The 17,907-nt window shown below is 47.9% G+C and carries 12 protein-coding genes; 5 read left to right on the top strand and 7 right to left on the bottom strand.

The window, feature by feature from the left end:
* Position 1: 1 nt before the first annotated feature.
* Positions 2–628 carry a response regulator transcription factor gene (locus ACYZUM_RS16980; protein ID WP_041069609.1) on the bottom strand — a complete coding sequence of 209 codons (627 nt, stop codon included), beginning with the start codon at positions 626–628 and terminating at the stop codon, positions 2–4.
* A 332-nt stretch (positions 629–960) separates the two neighbouring features.
* Between ACYZUM_RS16980 and ACYZUM_RS16975 the strand changes: the two genes are divergently transcribed.
* On the top strand, positions 961–1,137 hold the full coding sequence (locus tag ACYZUM_RS16975; protein ID WP_473060891.1) for a hypothetical protein: 177 nt from the start codon (positions 961–963) through the stop codon (positions 1,135–1,137).
* A 945-nt stretch (positions 1,138–2,082) separates the two neighbouring features.
* Here the strand turns inward: ACYZUM_RS16975 and ACYZUM_RS16970 are convergent.
* Together ACYZUM_RS16970 and ACYZUM_RS16965 are read right to left on the bottom strand one after the other, a co-directional pair.
* Positions 2,083–3,315: a hypothetical protein gene (locus ACYZUM_RS16970; protein ID WP_473060890.1), complete on the bottom strand. Its 1,233-nt coding sequence runs from the start codon at positions 3,313–3,315 to the stop codon at positions 2,083–2,085.
* Positions 3,316–3,424: 109 nt separating this feature from the next.
* Positions 3,425–4,357: an HNH endonuclease gene (locus tag ACYZUM_RS16965; RefSeq protein ID WP_473060889.1), complete on the bottom strand. Its 933-nt coding sequence runs from the start codon at positions 4,355–4,357 to the stop codon at positions 3,425–3,427.
* A 291-nt stretch (positions 4,358–4,648) separates the two neighbouring features.
* Between ACYZUM_RS16965 and ACYZUM_RS16960 the strand changes: the two genes are divergently transcribed.
* Both ACYZUM_RS16960 and ACYZUM_RS16955 read left to right on the top strand, forming a co-directional pair.
* The gene (locus tag ACYZUM_RS16960) at positions 4,649–5,176 is read left to right on the top strand and encodes a hypothetical protein (RefSeq protein ID WP_473060888.1); all 528 of its coding nucleotides are present in this window, start codon (positions 4,649–4,651) and stop codon (positions 5,174–5,176) included.
* A 144-nt stretch (positions 5,177–5,320) separates the two neighbouring features.
* Positions 5,321–6,349, top strand: coding sequence for a DUF4238 domain-containing protein (locus ACYZUM_RS16955; protein WP_473060887.1), 1,029 nt, complete (start codon positions 5,321–5,323; stop codon positions 6,347–6,349).
* Between the two features lie 215 nt (positions 6,350–6,564).
* On the opposite strand, the gene ACYZUM_RS16950 is transcribed toward ACYZUM_RS16955, so the two are convergent.
* The 4 genes from ACYZUM_RS16950 to ACYZUM_RS16935 form a co-directional block, all read right to left on the bottom strand.
* Entirely contained in the window at positions 6,565–7,410 is an 846-nt protein-coding gene (locus ACYZUM_RS16950; protein ID WP_473060886.1) for a DUF6615 family protein, read from the bottom strand.
* Positions 7,411–8,945: 1,535 nt separating this feature from the next.
* The gene (locus ACYZUM_RS16945; protein ID WP_473060885.1) at positions 8,946–11,930 is read right to left on the bottom strand and encodes a hypothetical protein; all 2,985 of its coding nucleotides are present in this window, start codon (positions 11,928–11,930) and stop codon (positions 8,946–8,948) included.
* 406 nt (positions 11,931–12,336) lie between these two features.
* Positions 12,337–13,317, bottom strand: coding sequence for an IS5-like element IS1384 family transposase (locus tag ACYZUM_RS16940; RefSeq protein WP_010466230.1), 981 nt, complete (start codon positions 13,315–13,317; stop codon positions 12,337–12,339).
* 53 nt (positions 13,318–13,370) lie between these two features.
* Entirely contained in the window at positions 13,371–14,276 is a 906-nt protein-coding gene (locus ACYZUM_RS16935; RefSeq protein WP_473060884.1) for an NACHT domain-containing protein, read from the bottom strand.
* Positions 14,277–14,749: 473 nt separating this feature from the next.
* On the opposite strand from ACYZUM_RS16935, the gene ACYZUM_RS16930 reads away from it, so the two are divergent.
* Entirely contained in the window at positions 14,750–16,036 is a 1,287-nt protein-coding gene (locus ACYZUM_RS16930) for an SIR2 family anti-phage-associated protein (RefSeq protein WP_473060883.1), read from the top strand.
* Positions 16,033–17,895 carry an anti-phage-associated helicase HerA gene (gene herA / locus ACYZUM_RS16925; protein ID WP_473060882.1) on the top strand — a complete coding sequence of 621 codons (1,863 nt, stop codon included), beginning with the start codon at positions 16,033–16,035 and terminating at the stop codon, positions 17,893–17,895. The genes ACYZUM_RS16930 and herA overlap by 4 nt, the downstream gene beginning before the upstream one ends.
* Positions 17,896–17,907 lie beyond the last annotated feature (12 nt).

The following is a 17,907-nucleotide window of genomic DNA, read 5'->3' as shown; positions in this document are numbered from 1 at the left end:
CTCACACTAGTGCGTTGCGTTTGGCCATCTCGATAAGTTCCACCAGCGACCTGGCTTTCAGTTTCTGCATCAGGCGTTTTTTATAGGTACTGACAGTCTTGTTACTGAGAAACATGCCTTTGGCAATTTCCTTGTTGGTGCGCCCTTGGGCAAATAACTGCAAAACCATGAGTTCCCGGTCATTGACGGACTTGAATAACTCCAGTTCGGCATAACGCACATCATCGCTGCGCACCGGATTCAATGCCTGGCTGGGGAAATAGTTGTAACCGGAAAGTACCGCCTTGATGGCACTGACCAGTTCGCTCAAGTCTTCTTCCTTGCACACATAACCGGATGCACCGGACTGCATGCAGCGAATGCCGAACAGGGTCGGGCATTGTGCGGTCAGCACCAGGGTCTTGAGCGGAGTCCCCATGGCGTTGAAACGGGCGAGGACTTCCAGGCCGTCGAGTTTGGGAATGCTGATATCAAGGATGATCAGGTCGGGCATGCATTCGCGGACCATCTGCATGGCATCGACCCCGTTATCGGTTTCGCCGACGACCTTGTAACCTTCATGCTCGAGCAGCATCCGAACGGCAAGCCGGATGACGGGGTGATCATCGACAATAAAAACGGAGTTCATAATCAAATCCCATACGTGCGCGAATAAAGCGCGCACCTTAGCTCAGTTGCTTAGTAGAGGCGGTAACAGTTATTCAGTCTAAGGCATTGAAAATAAATGACTTTAAAAAAGTAACGGTTTTCGAAATAGGGCTTTGAATGTACGGTGTATGTTACTTTTTTTGCCCATAGATGCTCCAGGCTCACCGTTGCATGGCGGATGTCAGAGGAAAAAACTTTGGGAGTGTCTGCTCTTGTTGTGGGGCAACAAATGAGCAACGTCTTCGAATTGGAAATCTCATTGTTTAATTAAAATTATATGTGCTAAAAATACAAATATGACAGGAGAGGTAGATGACGAAATATTGTTTTCACGCGGAATGCTTGGATGATGTCTTCGAGTTTGTAGCGGCGGTAGCCGAGCGCGAAAGGATAATTGATCTGCATGTTAAACAAGACCCAGTTTTTCCAGACTGCGACGCATGGGTGGTGGTGGATTTGTCTCTGAAAAAGCTTGAGAATCGCCTTTGATATCGTAGACGCTCACGTTATTGAGGAGTCAATAGTGGTGGAGGGCGACTAAATGATTCGAGGTAGGGATGGCGTCTGAGAGCTATTTGCTTTGGTCGCGCTTGGCTGCCTGATCCGTTCCTTCACTCATCCGGGCTTTCGTACTGCCACGGAGAATGGGAGCGCTCCACATTCACTGGGCGAGCTGATGAGGAAGGTCTTGATGGACCTGCGGTCTACGGCACTGGGACTTTACGAGCACGTTTAATCGTCACCACAGCGTTTGAGGCTTTGCTGGTTGGTGTGATACCAAATTTTCAACGGCGTGAGGGGAGAGCATCATCCCGAACATTCGATGGCTCTGCGCCCTCGGTAAGTGCAGTGCTTGTCTTCAGGGCCCCGTAGGAATAGGGGATGAGGGCCGTTATGAATATCTCCGATAAAGAGAATCACTCATCTATGTCATCAAAAATGCTGCGTTCGTGGCGATGGGTCGGAGAAGGCATTAAGTTTCCACTGCGTCGTAAGGGCTCACTGCGATCATGCCCACCAGTCACGTCAAAAACCAATCGTCGAGACTGGTTTGTTGATCGCTAATGATCGCTTGAATCCCAGGCCAATTCGAACCTCAAGTACTTTGCTGATTTTTCATGACACAGCAAATCCAGCGCCTGCTTGTAATTCAATGCACTGTCGATTGCCCATTCCTGTAAGCGCGGGCGGCTCGATTCGATCCAGGATGCGTGGAAACGCAAGCACCGTTTTGAGGTCGGCGTTGGTATGTAAAATCTTTCGATGCAGCCACTTGAATCGTCGAGGCCTGAGCCTGCTCGCCAAGCTAAGTAGCGTACCTGATCCGGCGACCCATAGCGCAATGGTGCTCGCTTTAATGGTTGATCCAGACGAACACAATTGCGGAACGCCCAGATTCCATGACGCATTATAGCTAGCGTATGCTTATGCATGCTAGTTAGGTTGATCGCCAATAAATTTTTGTACCATTTTCAGTGTTGATATTTGTGCTTTGAGAGTTTTGCTCTCTGTTGGAAAAGATATTAGGTTTTCAATCTGTTGTCGGTTGGATAGTTTAAAAGGATTCGCTAGCGTGAAGTTTATAAGGTGTTCAATGATTGAGCATAGTTGGTAGTTTTTTAATTCTAAGTTTATTGGTTTGTTCCCGCCGTGGATGTGTGTATTGCGAGAGCAGCGCAACGACTCTAATAGTTTTTCATGTAGCGCCCTTTCTTGATAGAAGAAAGCTGTCCTTTTAATCAGTTTAGTTGAGTCGTCGGTCATGGTGAGCTTTTCTAAAGTTGACCATAGCTTCATAAAACGCAACTCTATATCCAAACTGTCTATTGCATCTGCGTAGCTAGTCATCGCCGAAATGACATGTTCTTGATAGGGGGATTTTTTAAATTTGTCGAGCTTCTTAGTGAGTTCCGTAATTGTTCTTTCCGGAGCCTTTAAGGTTAATGCGTTGCGACTTTGGTATATAGGTTCATACCAAATCTCGTTGTGTGCGGATTTGCCGCTATCGGAATGTAGAGTATGTACTTGTCCGTATTGGATTATGCTTTTAGTTGGGTATTCATCTTCTTTATGTGTCGAAAGGAGCTGAATATTTTTTTTAAATCCTATCTGTAAAATTGCTCTAAATATATCCGTAGCTTGCATCGCATTTTTGAAGGCGTGGGCCTCGTTAATTGCTTTAGTTTTTACTGTGATAAATGTAAAGTTTTCTTGTTCTTTGAAGTCATATTCTATATGGCGGGCTAACTGCTTTGATCTGGATGATTGGTATTTTTTGGGAAGGGTGTTGTGGAAGGTTATTGTGCAGTTGTGAATTTTTCTTTGTGGGATTGAATAGATATTCTTAATATTTATGGAAGTAATAAGTGTATAGTTGTTTGAGGTTCTTTTATTTATGTTCGCTGTTCTGTCGAACTCGATCAGGATGTCATCTGGCTTAGAGATTTTGTCTTTTTTAAAGCAGCTTTGTAGTGATGTCTCAAAATACTTATAGAGTGTCTCGTTGTCGATATCGTGGCTGTGGATAACGAGACTAAAAAGGGCATCAAAATAAAATGTAGATTCTATTTTATAGCTGACCCTACCTTCTGAGGTGATATCAAAATTGTTGCGTATTATATTGATTAGCTCAGTTGGAGTTGATTTTTTTAACCATTTTGAACTCAATTTTATCTCCTGAGACATTTGTGGTGCTACGTTTGATTAGGAAGGGGCGAAAGTTATTCCTATGCAATAAATCTTTGTCATCAATTTTCATGCAGAAATGTGCCGTAGATTAATTTTTATCTAGAAGTTGAAGGATTTCCTGTTTGGCGATACCGTTTAATTCATAAAATGATAAATGTACCTCGGGGCTACCTTGTGCGTAACCAGCTATTTGATATTCGGCAAAAATAAAATCGATTCCGTATAGTCCTACTACAAACGGTGTAGAGGCGATAGATTCGGGTGTTGTGCCTGACATGAGCCAGTCTCCGATGAACTCGGGGAAGCTTCTGGTAAGCTTTTCTCTGATGAGGCTGGATAATTTATTCAAGCACTCCTCATCAATTAGTAGGTAGTCTAAAGTTAAAGGGGAGAAAGGTGATAGAAGAAAGTTTTGAACCCGTGTTTCCCTATAACCATGCGCACCACCCAAATAACCATGAATTGTGTATCGTACGCTTAAGACACACGCATCGCGTCGATTGACTTCATATCTCCCAGTCAAGTAAGTCCCGAGAAGATTGTAGCCATTATCAATTGCATCCTTTTTATTTTTTTCGGCTGTAGCGGTATGCCAGTCCAGTAGTTCTTTGCCCCAGGCTTCTATATTTTTCGAAGCGATAATTACATCTGTGTTGCAGAAGTCCGGGAACTCAAAGTCAAAGTAAACGTCCGAATGGCTTGTGTCGATTGAGTATATGCGCCGCTTAATTTCAACGATGGGGTGACTGAATGCAGAGTCACCTAAGTCGCGAATAGCTGAAACCAATGCCGACTTATATTTGATCAGTGACTTCCGATCAATCTCACCATTGTGAACCCGAGAGTGACAGTTTGGGCAAAGAGCAATGAGATTGTGGTACTCATGCTTTTTGCAGTTGGCCCAAGGAGTAATATGATGGATTTCTACCCTTGGATGTCGGCAGGCAGGAATTGCGCATTGATGGCCAGCTTCAATTAATACCGCCCTTTGAATTTCCATTGGAATTGCAGGTCTAGCCACGCGATCTCGTCCCTAAAAAATACTGAATTTTTCCTAGATGGTGGCATTCTGTCAGAGGTAATCATAGCTGCACTGATTGCGCGTCTCGATTTATCCCAGAGGATATCAGGGAGGAGGGCGCTACCTTTGTCAGAGAGATTTATGGTTCGTTAAGGTTACGGCGGAAATTCTTAATTTTTGACGCCTCGGAAGCAGGGGGATATGCCGATTTTCTTACCTTCAACCTGGCGAGGTCCCTGCATCAGACGCAGTTTACCATCTTCGAAAGCTCTAAAAACCGAGGGACGACCCATGCACACCTTTACGGATCTCGTAGACCGAAGCACCGCGTTCACGCTTGCAGCTCTGACCGAGGCAAACGAAAGGGCAAGCGATGCAATGCAAACTAGTGCCGCAACCCCGCTTGTTAAAACGCTTCAGATGGTACGGCTACAAAGAGTAATTATGGCTGTAGGAATGTTCTCGATATTTGAAGCCACGTTGCAGCGTGGGCTGGCTTGCAAAGACGGCTTCAAGCAGGCTGGAGAAATATTGGAGCAGAAAAATGAAATTGCTCTCAAGGAGATGTTCTCTGACCTGCGACGCGCTATCAACGTGCTCAAACACGGTCAAGGTCGCAGCTATAATGAGCTTGTAGAAAAGGCCGGGGAGTTGAATTTCAGAGTGAAGCTGCCGGGAGAGCATTTTTTCTCTGAAGGTGACGTGTCAGAGATCGCGACGCTCGTTGAGGTTGACGACAGATTTGTCCGATTATGTGCAGAGGTTATTCGGGATGTCTCACACACACTCAAAGCTGTGCGGCCAGAGTTTATAACCTGATTTTGGCAGGGAGATCGGCTTCGGCTATGAAATACTGAGTCGCGTTGTAAACGCGCTACCGGCAAGGCCCTGTGTAGGCTTATCGGGAAGAACATTTGTTACTTTGCATTCAGGTACATAGCACCTGCGTACCCGAGGGGGGCAATGATGCAATTTTGTAAGGAAAACCACTACGTTCCGAAGCTCTACCTGAAGCAGTGGGCGAAGGAAGGAAAAATTTCGACATATCGACTTCTTGTACCAAGTGCAAGCTACCCGCTGTGGATTGACCAACGTCTCAAAGGTATTGCCTATCAAAGCCACCTCTACACGTCTGTAGCTGGACTAGGTGCATCCGATGAAATAGAGAAATGGCTGGGTAGAGAATTTGAAAGCCCGGCACAGGAGGCGATTTCTCTCGCCATCAATAACCAGCGGATGTCTCCTGAACATTGGAATAGCTTAACGCGGTTCGCTGTAGCGCAGGATCTACGCACTCCCGCGCGGCTAAAAGAATTTCTCGCTCGGCAACGCGGAACGCTGGAGTCATTTATCAACGAAACGTTAGAGAATTCAATTGATAAATTGGAAGAATCTGTCGAATTAGGTTTATTAACCCTAAGCAATCAGGCAAACACCTCAGAAACTTTTCCCGTGAAAATAAACGTTGAAAAGCTTCCAGACGGTGGTGGGCGAGTACAAGCGAGGGCAGTTGTTGGCAGAGAACTTTGGCTTTGGAATATTAAGCATCTCCTTACCAATACCATTGAACGTCTTCCACGGCAACGTTGGACTATTCTGCGAGCGCCAGATGGCGTTAGTTGGCCAACGTCGGACAATCCGCTTATCCGCCTGAACTATCAGGATGCGTCCAAATACGATTTTGGTGGCGGCTGGGGAGTGAAGAACGTAGATATTCTCCTGCCACTCAGTCCCAAACACATGCTCCATAGCTCCATAGGTAAGCGTTCATGGGCTCGCGGAACAGTGTTGGATGTTGAAATGGCCAAGCTAATACGGAAGATAATAATTGAGCACGCTGACCGGTACATCTTCTCAAGCGATCCTGAAGATATCCACTTGGTTAGGTCTAGGATCGTGTGCCCCGACACCTATAGTCGCGAGCAGGAAGCGTGGAAGAGCTGGCACGACGAGCAATGTCGGGCTGAAGTTGAACTCCATACTAACTTATAGATTTTCCGAAAAAATCCTCACAAGGGAGGTACGGGAGCTGGGTTTCGGCAACCGCCTTTTTTACAAATTATTTGAAAGCAGGCGAAGACAGGGCTGAAGTCTCCAGAGAAGTTTTTCAGCCATATCTCCAAGGCGTTCTTCCTCGGCCATGAGCCGGTGAGTTGGCAGAAATAACAGACGTTTTCTGAACTAGCATCGTCCTCGTTAAAAACAGTTTATTCAGCTCTGATTTTAGATTGGTCGTTGATGGAAACGTTCGACCGCTCCCCAGCTTTCTCAATTTCTCGAACCACAGTTACGCGCTTTAATCTGTCGTCGTGCAGATCAAGAAAATCAGCCTCTAAATTTCCTTCAAGAAGTTGATATACGTAGTGAGGTGCCTGGGATTTCAAGAAATCACGAGAAGGCACGTTATCAATTTCACTTACGTTCTCTAGGAGCCCTGTACCATTAATATAATTCAGTGCTCGTTCAGGTAAGTCCACACCACCAAATCCTTTGCAGCAGAAAATACAATGCATGGGCTGCAAGTGATTTATAATTTGAGAAAGTCGAGTTTCTTTACTCGCTTGCAGCGATTTTACTTTAATAGGACTGAGAATTGAGTTTCCATAATGACGAGCCGTTGGTTTGTGTGTCCTGCACTGCCAGCTAGGCTTGTATTTTTTTGTATCCCAATTTGAATACATGCAATAAAGAGGTATAAGCCCATTTGCTTTTGCATCATTTATGAGTAAATCAACCTGACTACCATTTTTGTTGCTGTAATGTAGGTGCTCAAATTTTTCTGAAGCAAAGTTAAGAACTTTCGCCTGAACCCTCATCCCCAGCCATCGCCCACTTGGGCCGGTGAACCACCACTCCCAATCTGAACCATTGATGGATTCTTGGTGGCGAGTAAACGTCTCTACAATGAGTTTTCCCGCTCCCCATTTCTTCATGTTTAAAATAACAAAATCAGTTACTGATTCTTCGCCAACTTGAAATCCAATCTGTCTTGAATCTCGAAGCGTATCCCATGTCCAAGAAGAGTTTTTAATCGCTAGTTTATCTAATTCCATTGGTGTGCACTTTCATCCTTTAAGATTGGCCTGTTCCAGATAGCGAGTTGAGCAATTTGGCACATGGTTAAATTTAAACTAAGTCAGCCGATATTGCTTCATTAGCTACGCTGGCCATTATCGGTATTACGATTTTGTTTTCGGAGTCTACTAGCGCCCACTCATAAATCCCAATGTAATTTGCTTCGTAATTGGATGTTAGCTTTAATTTCGGGTTTGCCCGTAAAGCTATAAGGAGTGCGTGGATTGACGTGATAATTGAACATCTGTGTTCTGGAGGCAGTATCTCCTCTTTGCGCATGAAGGTTTCACCACAAGCACTACAGATATTGTCTCCGGTTTTTTGACCGAATATTACTTCTTTTGATAGATGTGAGTGAGGGCAAGTCGCTTGTTCTTCTAGCTTTTTTGAAAGTGACATATTTTTCCTTAAAATAAGACGATAAATATTACTCTAGTAGGTAAGCTACGCCGACGAGACTAGCAATGCTGCATCGTTACTTATCAAACTTCTTGGCCACAGCAATAGAAATTGCTGTTGTAACCGCCACCATACCTACGGAGCTGACAGTGGAAACGATGCCCTTAGTACAAGATGGGCATAGCTCGTCATCGTATATCTTTCCGTTTTTAACATAGTGATCGCAGCCAGGCGCTCTACAGACGTACATTGATTCCTTACATTTCGGACACTGGCACTTATCCCGCCTAATCGTACCTTCTTTGATAACGACCGCATTCACGATTTCTTGACAATAAGGACAAACACCTTTGGCTTTCATGGCCATATCACTTGCTTCCTTTGATACCGATTGAGAGCACCGAGCGTTTGCCGAAGGACCTAGACACTCTTATCAGCCTATAGGGCTGCTTTGAATCCGAGGACTCCGGCATTGTGGTTTAGGACAGCAGTTTGGCGTTCCGTAACCAGCTTTACTGGTCCATTCATGCTTGCATTCCAAGCATTTAGCTCGATAGATAACGACTTTTTTCATCTCGAAGTCCTTTTTTTGTGAGGTGTCTGAAAATAGCATTATGCCATCACTTTGAGTAGTCTATCGAGTGAATTTATAAAATGTTGATTTTAAAGAGGAATTTAAGTACGTATTGTTGTCGTTTGGCAATAACAGTAACAAAAACAGTTGCTTAGGCAGTCAATATCTTACTTGGGATTTTCTCAATCTGGAGTCGAACTGTTTACGTCGAATGCGTTGAGGACCCACGAACCTACAATCCCCCCCTTCAAGAGCGATGAACGCTCCCCATCTTCATACCTCGAAGAATGCATTGATCCAGGATCATCTAGCATAGGGAGACTGCCTAAATGGTGACGCTATTCCTTCGATTTTAAGCGCCCCTTGAGCTGATTTTTGCCTCTAATTAGAGGCAGCAATCGGTAAGCACGGAGCGGCGTTGATCTAAATTAACGGCGGCTTACCAATATTCCACCTGTTGTCAGGATCAGTCCGTGACTTTTGCGGCCATCCGGCTTAAATCCATTTAGATCGCTTGGTGCAATTGTCGGGGCTGCCCCTTCATAAAGAAGGGGCACTCGTATCTTTTGGTTTTTTTCCTGGCTTCGGCTTCGGCTTCGGCTTCGCTTTTGCCTTTGGTTTTTTATCTGGCTCTGGCTCTGGCTCCGGCTTTGGTTTTGGCTTGCCGGCAGTGAGGTCCAGAACCACCACATCTATTTGCGTACGGCGGTGTTCCGGAATGCGGCTAATCAAGAGCGTCCTCATGTCGTCTGCCGATTTCGGCGTGTCGAAGCCTTCAGGTGGTTTCTTAAGCCTTCTTCTTGATGCTGTTGGTAGATCTCCAAACCAAAGCACGCAGTAGATTCCCCGGTCATCTGAACGCCAATCTATTAGATATCTTTGATCGAGTTGGACTGTCGCTGCGTCCCAAACCTCAGGATGCCACTGACCCTTAACTTCCATCGGCAATTGTATTTGCCCGCAGGCAAATGCTAGGTCTGCGCGCTTAGTGTTCGGCATGTCCGCCTCAGTAAGCCGCAATACCCCATAGTGAAAAAGCGCAGGTCCAATGAGTGCGGCTAGACGGTCGCGGCAACGGTTTTCATCGTAAGGCACACCGTCGTGCTGCCAAAAATCACGAGCTTGATCAAGTTCATCACCTGACAAAATCTTCTGAGCCACCGCCAGTTCTTCCATCACCAGGGATTTAAGATCCTCTGCATTCGACGGTGCCCCCTCAGTCAATATTTGCCCAAGGCTTTTCGGTGATATGGGAATGAATTCTTTTTCACTCCTTGCCTGTTTCTGTTCTGCCGCCAAGTGGCGAATCAATTCGCTATAGCTATCGACAGGTGCTGCTATAAGGTCCCTAAGGGCCTCACTGGCTTCCGCACTCGTATCATTAGCTATTCGGTTAATTAGCGCTTTTAGGAAGTCTGTGGCGTCGTACGGATTATGGGTGCCATGCCCTGTTCCCAGTAAGACCGAGTATGGCCAGCTCGTGCGAAATTGTGCGATCACCCATTTTGCTTGCGCTACGCTCACAGGGCTCATCGAACCGTGCCGCTTGATCTCGAACCGGTCCCTCAATAGCCAGATGAATTCAGGATTGTTAATGCCAATGTCAGAAAGATCTGGCATCACAACTGAGAATCTTGCCAGCACATCAACTGATAACCACATTAGAAGCTGATCCTGATCACGGAAAGGCGTCATTGCACGATGCTCAGCAATCTGCGCTAGCGGGGCAATTTCTTCGGCCCGTACTAAGCAATCGATCAGGTCGGACTCAATGGAGTCAGGCAGATTTTCCATAGACATGAGCCAGCGCTGCGAGAGCACAACGCTGCTGGTATTCCACTGATCCTCATTGAGAAATTTATGCAGTCCGGATATGTGCTCCTCGCCAGCTCTGAGTGACGGCTCAAGCCAAAGCGTAGCGAAATCGATTCGACATTGCGCGTCATGCATCACAGAGAGCGAAATTGTTTCACTCAGCGCCGAAATTTCATCTCCTGATGCCAACAAGCTTTCACCTAGGCAAAGCAACAGCCCAATTTTTTGTGTATCTGGGGCTACGTCTTCGATCGAGCGTTTGGATCGCTGTCTTGCAAGTAATCCCGCCATTATGGGATAGCAAAAATTATAGATCTGATGTTCGGCAAAACTTTGAGCTACGTCCAACGGTGAGGGAAGATCTGTTCTATGGAGTACCGCTTCAAAACCCGTAAGCGAGTCTTTAGCTAGCTCATCTCCCAGCCATTCTCTCAGTGCATCCACTCCATTCGAAGATCCAACTGAAACGTACTCCACGCCTAGATAAACCTTTGCTGGGGTGATTATTTGGCTTAGGTCACCGGCCCGCAGGGATGCTTTCATTTTTGTAAAATATTGGCGGTCCTTTTCGTGATACTGACGTTCTCGCTCTTTCTGAATTGCCTCCCTCCTTTCGTTATCTATTTGCCAACTTGGTTTTTCGGGATTTACGAGTTGATGGATAAAAAGCTCAAGCTCCTGATCATCGCATCGCAATTTCAGGGCCGTTTCGCGTAATTCCTCGCTCATCCCATGCCGTCGAATCCCAATTGCCATGAGGTCCTGCCAATCTTGACGGAGGGATGGGTCATGAAGGTCGCAGCCCTCCAGTTGCTCCAAGAACCACAAAGTGTCTTCGAGTGTGAGGCCGAGCATGCGATTGTCTAGTTCGAAAGAGACTGTCCAAAAAGATCCTCGTGGACGGACTTCATAAAGAGCGTGGAACTGAATCGAATGTCGAAGCGAATCATTTGTATCAAGGATTTTTTTGAGTGCTTTTGCGTCTTCGTTAAGTGTGCCGTACTGATAACGCATTGCTCCTAACCATTTCCACAAGGTTGGTCCTGAGCAGGAGAGAGGGCATTGCTCGATCAGCCGGTGGATTAGTAGGGCGATGAATTGAGCAAGATCGTTAGGTCCGTTATGGTCCAAACCATCCATCATTGCTGTAAAATCTGTGAGTAGGTCTAGTACATTAGGTAAACGGCTTAAATGTAAAGAATTTCCCAAGTTTCGATAACGGTAACGGGAAATTGTTCTACTTGTCGGGAGTCTAGGCAGGGGGCAGTAAGATAAGCCCATACCAGCCAGCAGGGTTGATGTGAAGACCTCATCCGAAACGTCGCCTTCAATTACGTCAATGACTTGCTCTGCAAGTCGGGCGCTATCGTTGGTACACTGGCTGATCAGCCTCACTACCGCTGCTTGCGACCAGAATCTATCCCTGTATGGGATTAGTGCGGCATAGGCGTCGGCACGCTCGCCGTAAAAATGGTTTGTGGAGAAAACGATAGACTCCAATGAGTCTGCGAGATCTCCAGCCATATGGGTCCCTTTCAGCCCTTCGATCAGCAGAGAACGCAGATGAGTGTTGCTGTCAGTAGAGGTAATTAAAGCTTGGATCCTGTCCCGTAGCTTAGGGATCATCAGGCCTACTGCTGCGTGGCTTTGCCAGTCTTGCGCCCTGAAATAAGGGTCTTCATCAGCTAAAGCGTTGAGTGCATCAAACATGCATTCTGCTTGTTCTGCCGTTATTTTGTTTGTGTCTCCATAACGGAGCACGCCAAAGGGGTCAGCGGTGATAACTGCATTCGCCATCGATGAGCTATGAAATGCAATCCACGCATGTAGACCGCGCAGGCTAGATGGAACGCTCCCAGCACCGTTTAGCTGCTGCAACAACCGGCGTTGTGCTCTACTGGTTTTTGCTTCCTGAGCTAGCCAGCGGGCGCCAAGGTATTCAGCAATCACACGGTGAATTGGCGCTGCTAAGGATGGTCTGAAGTAGCCATGTATTTCCCCGGCATACCACCTAGCGCAACTTTTAAACTCGCCAAATGATCAAAAAACAATCAATTCGACGAGTATTTCTTACGTTTTCGCCACCCGGACCCCACTCCGGTGGCCATTTCCCGCATTACAGGCGCACCTCTCCTGCATTCGTCAGTAAATGTCGGCGCGCCATCCACAGGTTCGACAGAGCGAACAGTGTCACCAGTTGCGCCGTGTTTTTGGCCAAGCCGCGAAAGCGCACCTTGGTGTAACCGAACTGGCGCTTGATTACCCGGAACGGATGCTCGACCTTGGCGCGCACCTGAGCCTTGGCCTTTTCAATCTTGCGCTTGGCTTTGTACAGCACGCTGCGCTTATCGAGTTTTTTGTAGGTGCTGCGGCGTGCCGCCACCTGCCAGATAACTTCACGTCCTTCATGCTCGGGCCGCTTTTCGACACCGGTGTAGCCTGCATCGGCGCAGACCACGTTTTCGTCGCCATGCAGCAATTTGTCCACCTGGGTGACATCCGCCACATTGGCCGCCGTGCCCACTACGCTGTGCACCAGACCCGATTCGTCATCGGCGCCGATGTGGGCCTTCATGCCAAAATAATACTGGTTTCCCTTCTTGGTCTGGTGCATTTCCGGGTCGCGCTTGCCGTCCTTGTTCTTGGTCGAACTGGGCGCATTGATCAGCGTTGCATCGACGATGGTGCCCTGGCGCAGCGACAGGCCGCGGTCGCCCAGATAGCCATTGATGACAGCGAGGATGCCGGCCGCCAGCTCGTGTTTCTCCAGCAAGCGGCGGAAGTTGAGAATGGTGGTTTCGTCGGGGATGCGCTCCAGGTTCAGCCCGGCAAACTGGCGCAGGATCGTGGTTTCGTACAGCGCTTCCTCCATCGCTGGATCGCTGTAGCCGAACCAGTTCTGCAGCAGATGCACACGCAGCATCGCCATCAACGGGTAGGCCGGACGGCCACCTTCACCTTTCGGATAATGTGGCTCGATCAAAGCAATCAAGCCCTTCCACGGCACCACCCGATCCATCTCGATCAGGAACAACTCCTTGCGGGTTTGCTTGCGCTTGCCAGCGTACTCGGCGTCGGCGAAGGTCATCTGCTTCATCGGGAAACTCGGTGGGTGGGGTCGCGGTATTTTGCCAAATCAGAAAGTCTTTTTCAGAGTTTCCCTAACCCCACACCGGTAGTTTGGAAAAGCTTTGAGGAAAATACTTCTTTTGCAGCACTACCTCCAGGCAGGATGGAGAGGTCTGCTAATCGAATTTCGCCCTCTCCTAAATGGAGCGGGCTTGCAAGACTCACAGCATCTGCACCAGAAAGCAGCATCCCCGCCGCAATTGCCCCTGCGGCCGAAAGCGCTTCATCTTCAGTGATTGACCCGAGACCTAGATCCTGTCTGTCAGAGTCGTGTTCAGGCCAAATAAGTCTACAAACGCGGTCAAATAAATCTGCACGCGTGGGAGGTAGCTCTGTATCCGACTGCGCAACACGACCAATCAGCCCAAGTGTTAACGGATTTGAATACAGTTCCGCGATGCTGTTGGTTTCTAGGTGGCTTAGCACTTGCTCAGCATCTATCGTCGGATGACGTTGCCTTAAAAAAGCTTCAGCTTCTGGCCGGGAAAGGGCTTCTAGTATTAAAACCTTAGGATCGACGTTGTAGATCTGGCGCATGTTGCTTTCATTGCGTGACTGCCATTCTCTTGCTCTACAGGACAGAATGAAATCTGGCGATCCCGCTTCCTCAAGTTTCGATAGAACTAAATCAACTGCATCGCCGTCCCGACGTGCCATCGCTTCGTCGAGTCCGTCAATCAGCAAAGGCTTTCCGTCGATCACGAATGAATCCGGACGGCTGTGGTGCATGAAGCGGGTTGCTGAAATTGGCCGGACGTTTAACCTGCGCCCCAGCTCCCTAATCAACTCGCTTTTCCCCATGCCTGGCTCACCGAGTATGACCTTTGGCCCTTGCATGGAGATCAGGTCTAGCTCATCGACTTTTTGTGCCTGATCGGCTTCATTCATGATGCGAAGATGTCGAGGAAAATAGCTCATGCTTTCCATGCAACCAAAACTCCTGGATTGCTGCTGTGGTTATTATTCAAATAGAAGTCGCCGAGGACGCCGCTTGATCTGAGCCAAGCGCTTTCCCCCAGCCGAAGCTTGCATTCTGCGCTCGTGGCTTCAAAAGGGGCAACTCGTGGTTAGATTGGGGGTTACATCCACTATTCGGCTTGCCTTGCCTATCAATTCCTAAAAAAATGCACGTACGGTACGACTCGTACGTACACGTAAATTTCGCTCTAGAGCCCCCATACAAACTGCGCTTCACGCTCGAATCGTTTTGTTACGAGTGCCATGCTTAAGCGTAAAAATTAGTACTTAGGAGCCGGTTTTGGCGTCAAGCGGCTAGGACGCAGGCACCGCGACAGGGTGGCTAATTATCAGCTTCGGACTACGCTTGCTGAGCTTCAGTTGCTCGCGATTTGAGTTGCTTGTCATTGCACAACGAATGGAATTATTCCCTGGGGGTCAGGATGCCTTTTATCGCCATACGTGGAGCTTCACTTTTAGCTGACGAAGTAGAGCTTCAGGCTCACCTTGCATCACTCCTACGTCTAGAAAACGTTGGTTTGTTGCTCGGGGCTGGGGCCTCGGTGGCTGCGGGTGGATTTACTATGATCGCCCTATGGAACCATTTTGTAGCTGCTTGCCTGCATGATGCTGAATGGCTAGTGGAACATGGTTTCATTGCCAGGGAAGCTGTAGTAGCTCAAGACCGTATAACCCCCAATATTGAGCGCTTGATAGATAGCCTGGAAATAGCGCTATCCGACTGGACCAGAAAAGCAGGACTCATTGACGAGGACGAACTGGTTGGTTTAGCTCCTGATGAACAGGAAGAGTTACAAAACCTCGCCGATCTCAAAACCTCCCGTGCGGCGTTGTATAGAACGGTTGTGAGTGCTGCGCTGTTGCAGGAGGCTTGGTGGATTTCTCCTGGTGGTGTCGAGTCAGACGAAACCCGTCTCGCAAGCCAGAGAACGATTTTGCAAAAACTGGTTTCAGCAAGGCAGCCTGGTCAATCTTCGCCTTGGATTTTCACCACCAATTATGATCTCGCCATCGAGTGGGCGGCAGAGTCCATTGACCTGCAAGTCTCGAATGGTTTTTTGGGAGTCCATGCCCGCCGTTTTTCTCCCCAGAGTTTCGATCTTGGATTTCGCAATACACAAGCTAGGGGGGAGGCAAGGTTTGGTGTGTACAACATCTATCTGGCCAAATTACATGGATCATTGACTTGGAGAGAAGAGGGCGGCCAAGTTTTTGAGATTCCCGCTTCGTTAGCACACCAACGAATTACAGAGTTTATGGCTGAGCGGGAGGGAGCAGAACTCGGGCTGATGGTAATGCCGAGAGCCGCGAAATATATGGATACGGTAGGTTATGTGCTCGGTGAGCTATTTCGCAGATTCGCGGAATTCATGAACAAACCGCAGACATGCTTGATACTCTGTGGATATGGATTTGGCGATGAGCATATAAACAGACTCATCCGCTCGGCACTGTTAAACCCGACTTTACAATTAGTGATTTATGCATCGGGATTCACTGGCGACCCAATGGATTTGGCATTGCCTCCAGCTCTTCGCAAATTGCTTTCGTTGAAGAACCCACGGGTCACAGTGGTAGGCGGCGGCGCGGCCTCTGCGTATGTGGACTCACTAGCCCGTCACCTGCCCGACCCGCTGATTTACGATGAGGATTTGAGGAAACTAGAAAAGGCTCTTAGGGCTACAGATGCTCCAGCGGAGGAAGCATGATGAGGAGTCGTCTACCGGTAGGCTACGTAGTCAGAATTGATGGTTCTGATGTCACATTGAATCTTCTGGATATGCATCGTGGACAGCTTGCGTCGCATGCTCAAGGTGTTTCAGCAGTGACTGAAATAGGCAGCCTACTTGTACTGGACTCGGGTAGTCGGGCGTTGGTGATGAAGGTGTTGTCTCTGAGTTTTGATGAGCCTAGAGAAGCCCACCGCCAAGGAATAGGATCAAGCACTCATCAAACGGAGCCACTACGAAATGTTTCAGGGGTTGTTGTCGGAAGGTTAGGAAGGGAAGAAGGTGTAATTAAATTTATTAGCGACTCTTTAGCAAATCCACCTTTAGGCGCAGAAGCATATCCTTTGACCAGCGAAGAACTGACGGCCATTCTCGGAAATGAGGGGGAGGATAGCGTTCCTATCAAACTTGGTGAAGATCTTCGTGGTGGTGGTAGCTTGATAGTGGGGCTTGAAAATTTAGTATCTCGACATGTAGCGGTCCTCGGAAGCTCAGGGCAAGGGAAGAGTTGTTTCACAGCCGTGGTTCTTCAGCAAATCCTGCGGCTGCCACGTGCACGTATTGTCATTTTTGATATTAATGGTGAATATCCAAGCGCATTTGATCTCCCTGATCTACCAGAAGGGGCTGTAAAGTGCACCACGCTTGGCGGGCAGGGCGAAGATGCATTTAAGATCCCCTACTATGCTCTCGGCCGTAGCGGCCTGCACCGCCTTCTAATCCCAAGTGAGAAGACACAACGACCAGCTTTGACATTCGCACTAGAACACCTGCACCAGATCAGGTGGTTTCCCGCACAGCGTGGTGCGGGTCTCGCTAACGACAACATTGCATATCTATTCGATGACTGTCGCCAGCAAGGTGCTTTAGAAGCCGATACTCGAATGCGGCAGATACGCGGTGGTCAAGCTCATAACGCTACTCATTGGCCTCCTATGGCGGCTTTAGCCGCACTTGTAGCGGAGAGTCATAGCCTTCAACCGAGGAACGGCCAAGTAGTGCGCGATTCATTTAGCTATTCAAATGTCTCTCCACTTGTTACGCGTATCCATCGCTTTGCAGAAGACCCGATGTTTTGTGACGTTGTGGATGTCAACGGTGGAGAGGGGAGAGGCGGTCCTGGAGTGCTAAATTGGGAAAGGGAATCGACAAGGCTGGTGGAGCGTATATTTGGTGGAGCAGAAGAGCCTTGGCGTATGCATATAGTCAACCTGCGCCATTTGTCTCATGACCTAAGTCCCTTCATTTTAGGGGCGTTATTAGAACTTTACGCTTACGAGCTTTTTAAACGTGGGCAGGAAAACAAAGTTCCGACCCTGCTAGTATTGGAGGAGGCTCACCATTATCTGCGTCAAGTAGGATCAGGTGAGGATGCAAATGATAACGCTCTAGCGTATGAGCGCTTGGCGAAGGAGGGGCGAAAGTTTGGGCTGGCACTATGGCTAAGTACTCAGCGTCCTTCGGAAATTTCACCTACGGTATTATCCCAATGCAATAACTGGATTTCATTTCGACTTACATCTGACAAAGATTTGGCTGCAATTCAGTCTGCTAGTGAGTGGGCGGATAAAAGAGAGATAAAACGTATCTCGGGATTACCTCGACAAACTGCAATAGTATTTGGGGGTAGCATATCAATGCCTACGATGATTAAAGCCCCTCTCGTTAATCCAAAACCACAGTCGGGTGATGCAGATTTTGGTGCTTGGGCCACACCCCGTCCAGAACCAGAACCAGTAGCAAATGGTGATGAAGATTTGCCTTGGAATCAGGCCCCAGCCATTGTTCCACCAGAGATCCGTCCTCCTTATTTTGAGGAGGATGACGTGCCATTTTAAAGAAAAGGTTGT

Source organism: Pseudomonas sp. m6p, assembly GCF_055760375.1.
The sequence above is the reverse complement of the archived record's forward strand: the minus strand, read 5'-3'. Positions and strand labels throughout refer to the sequence as shown.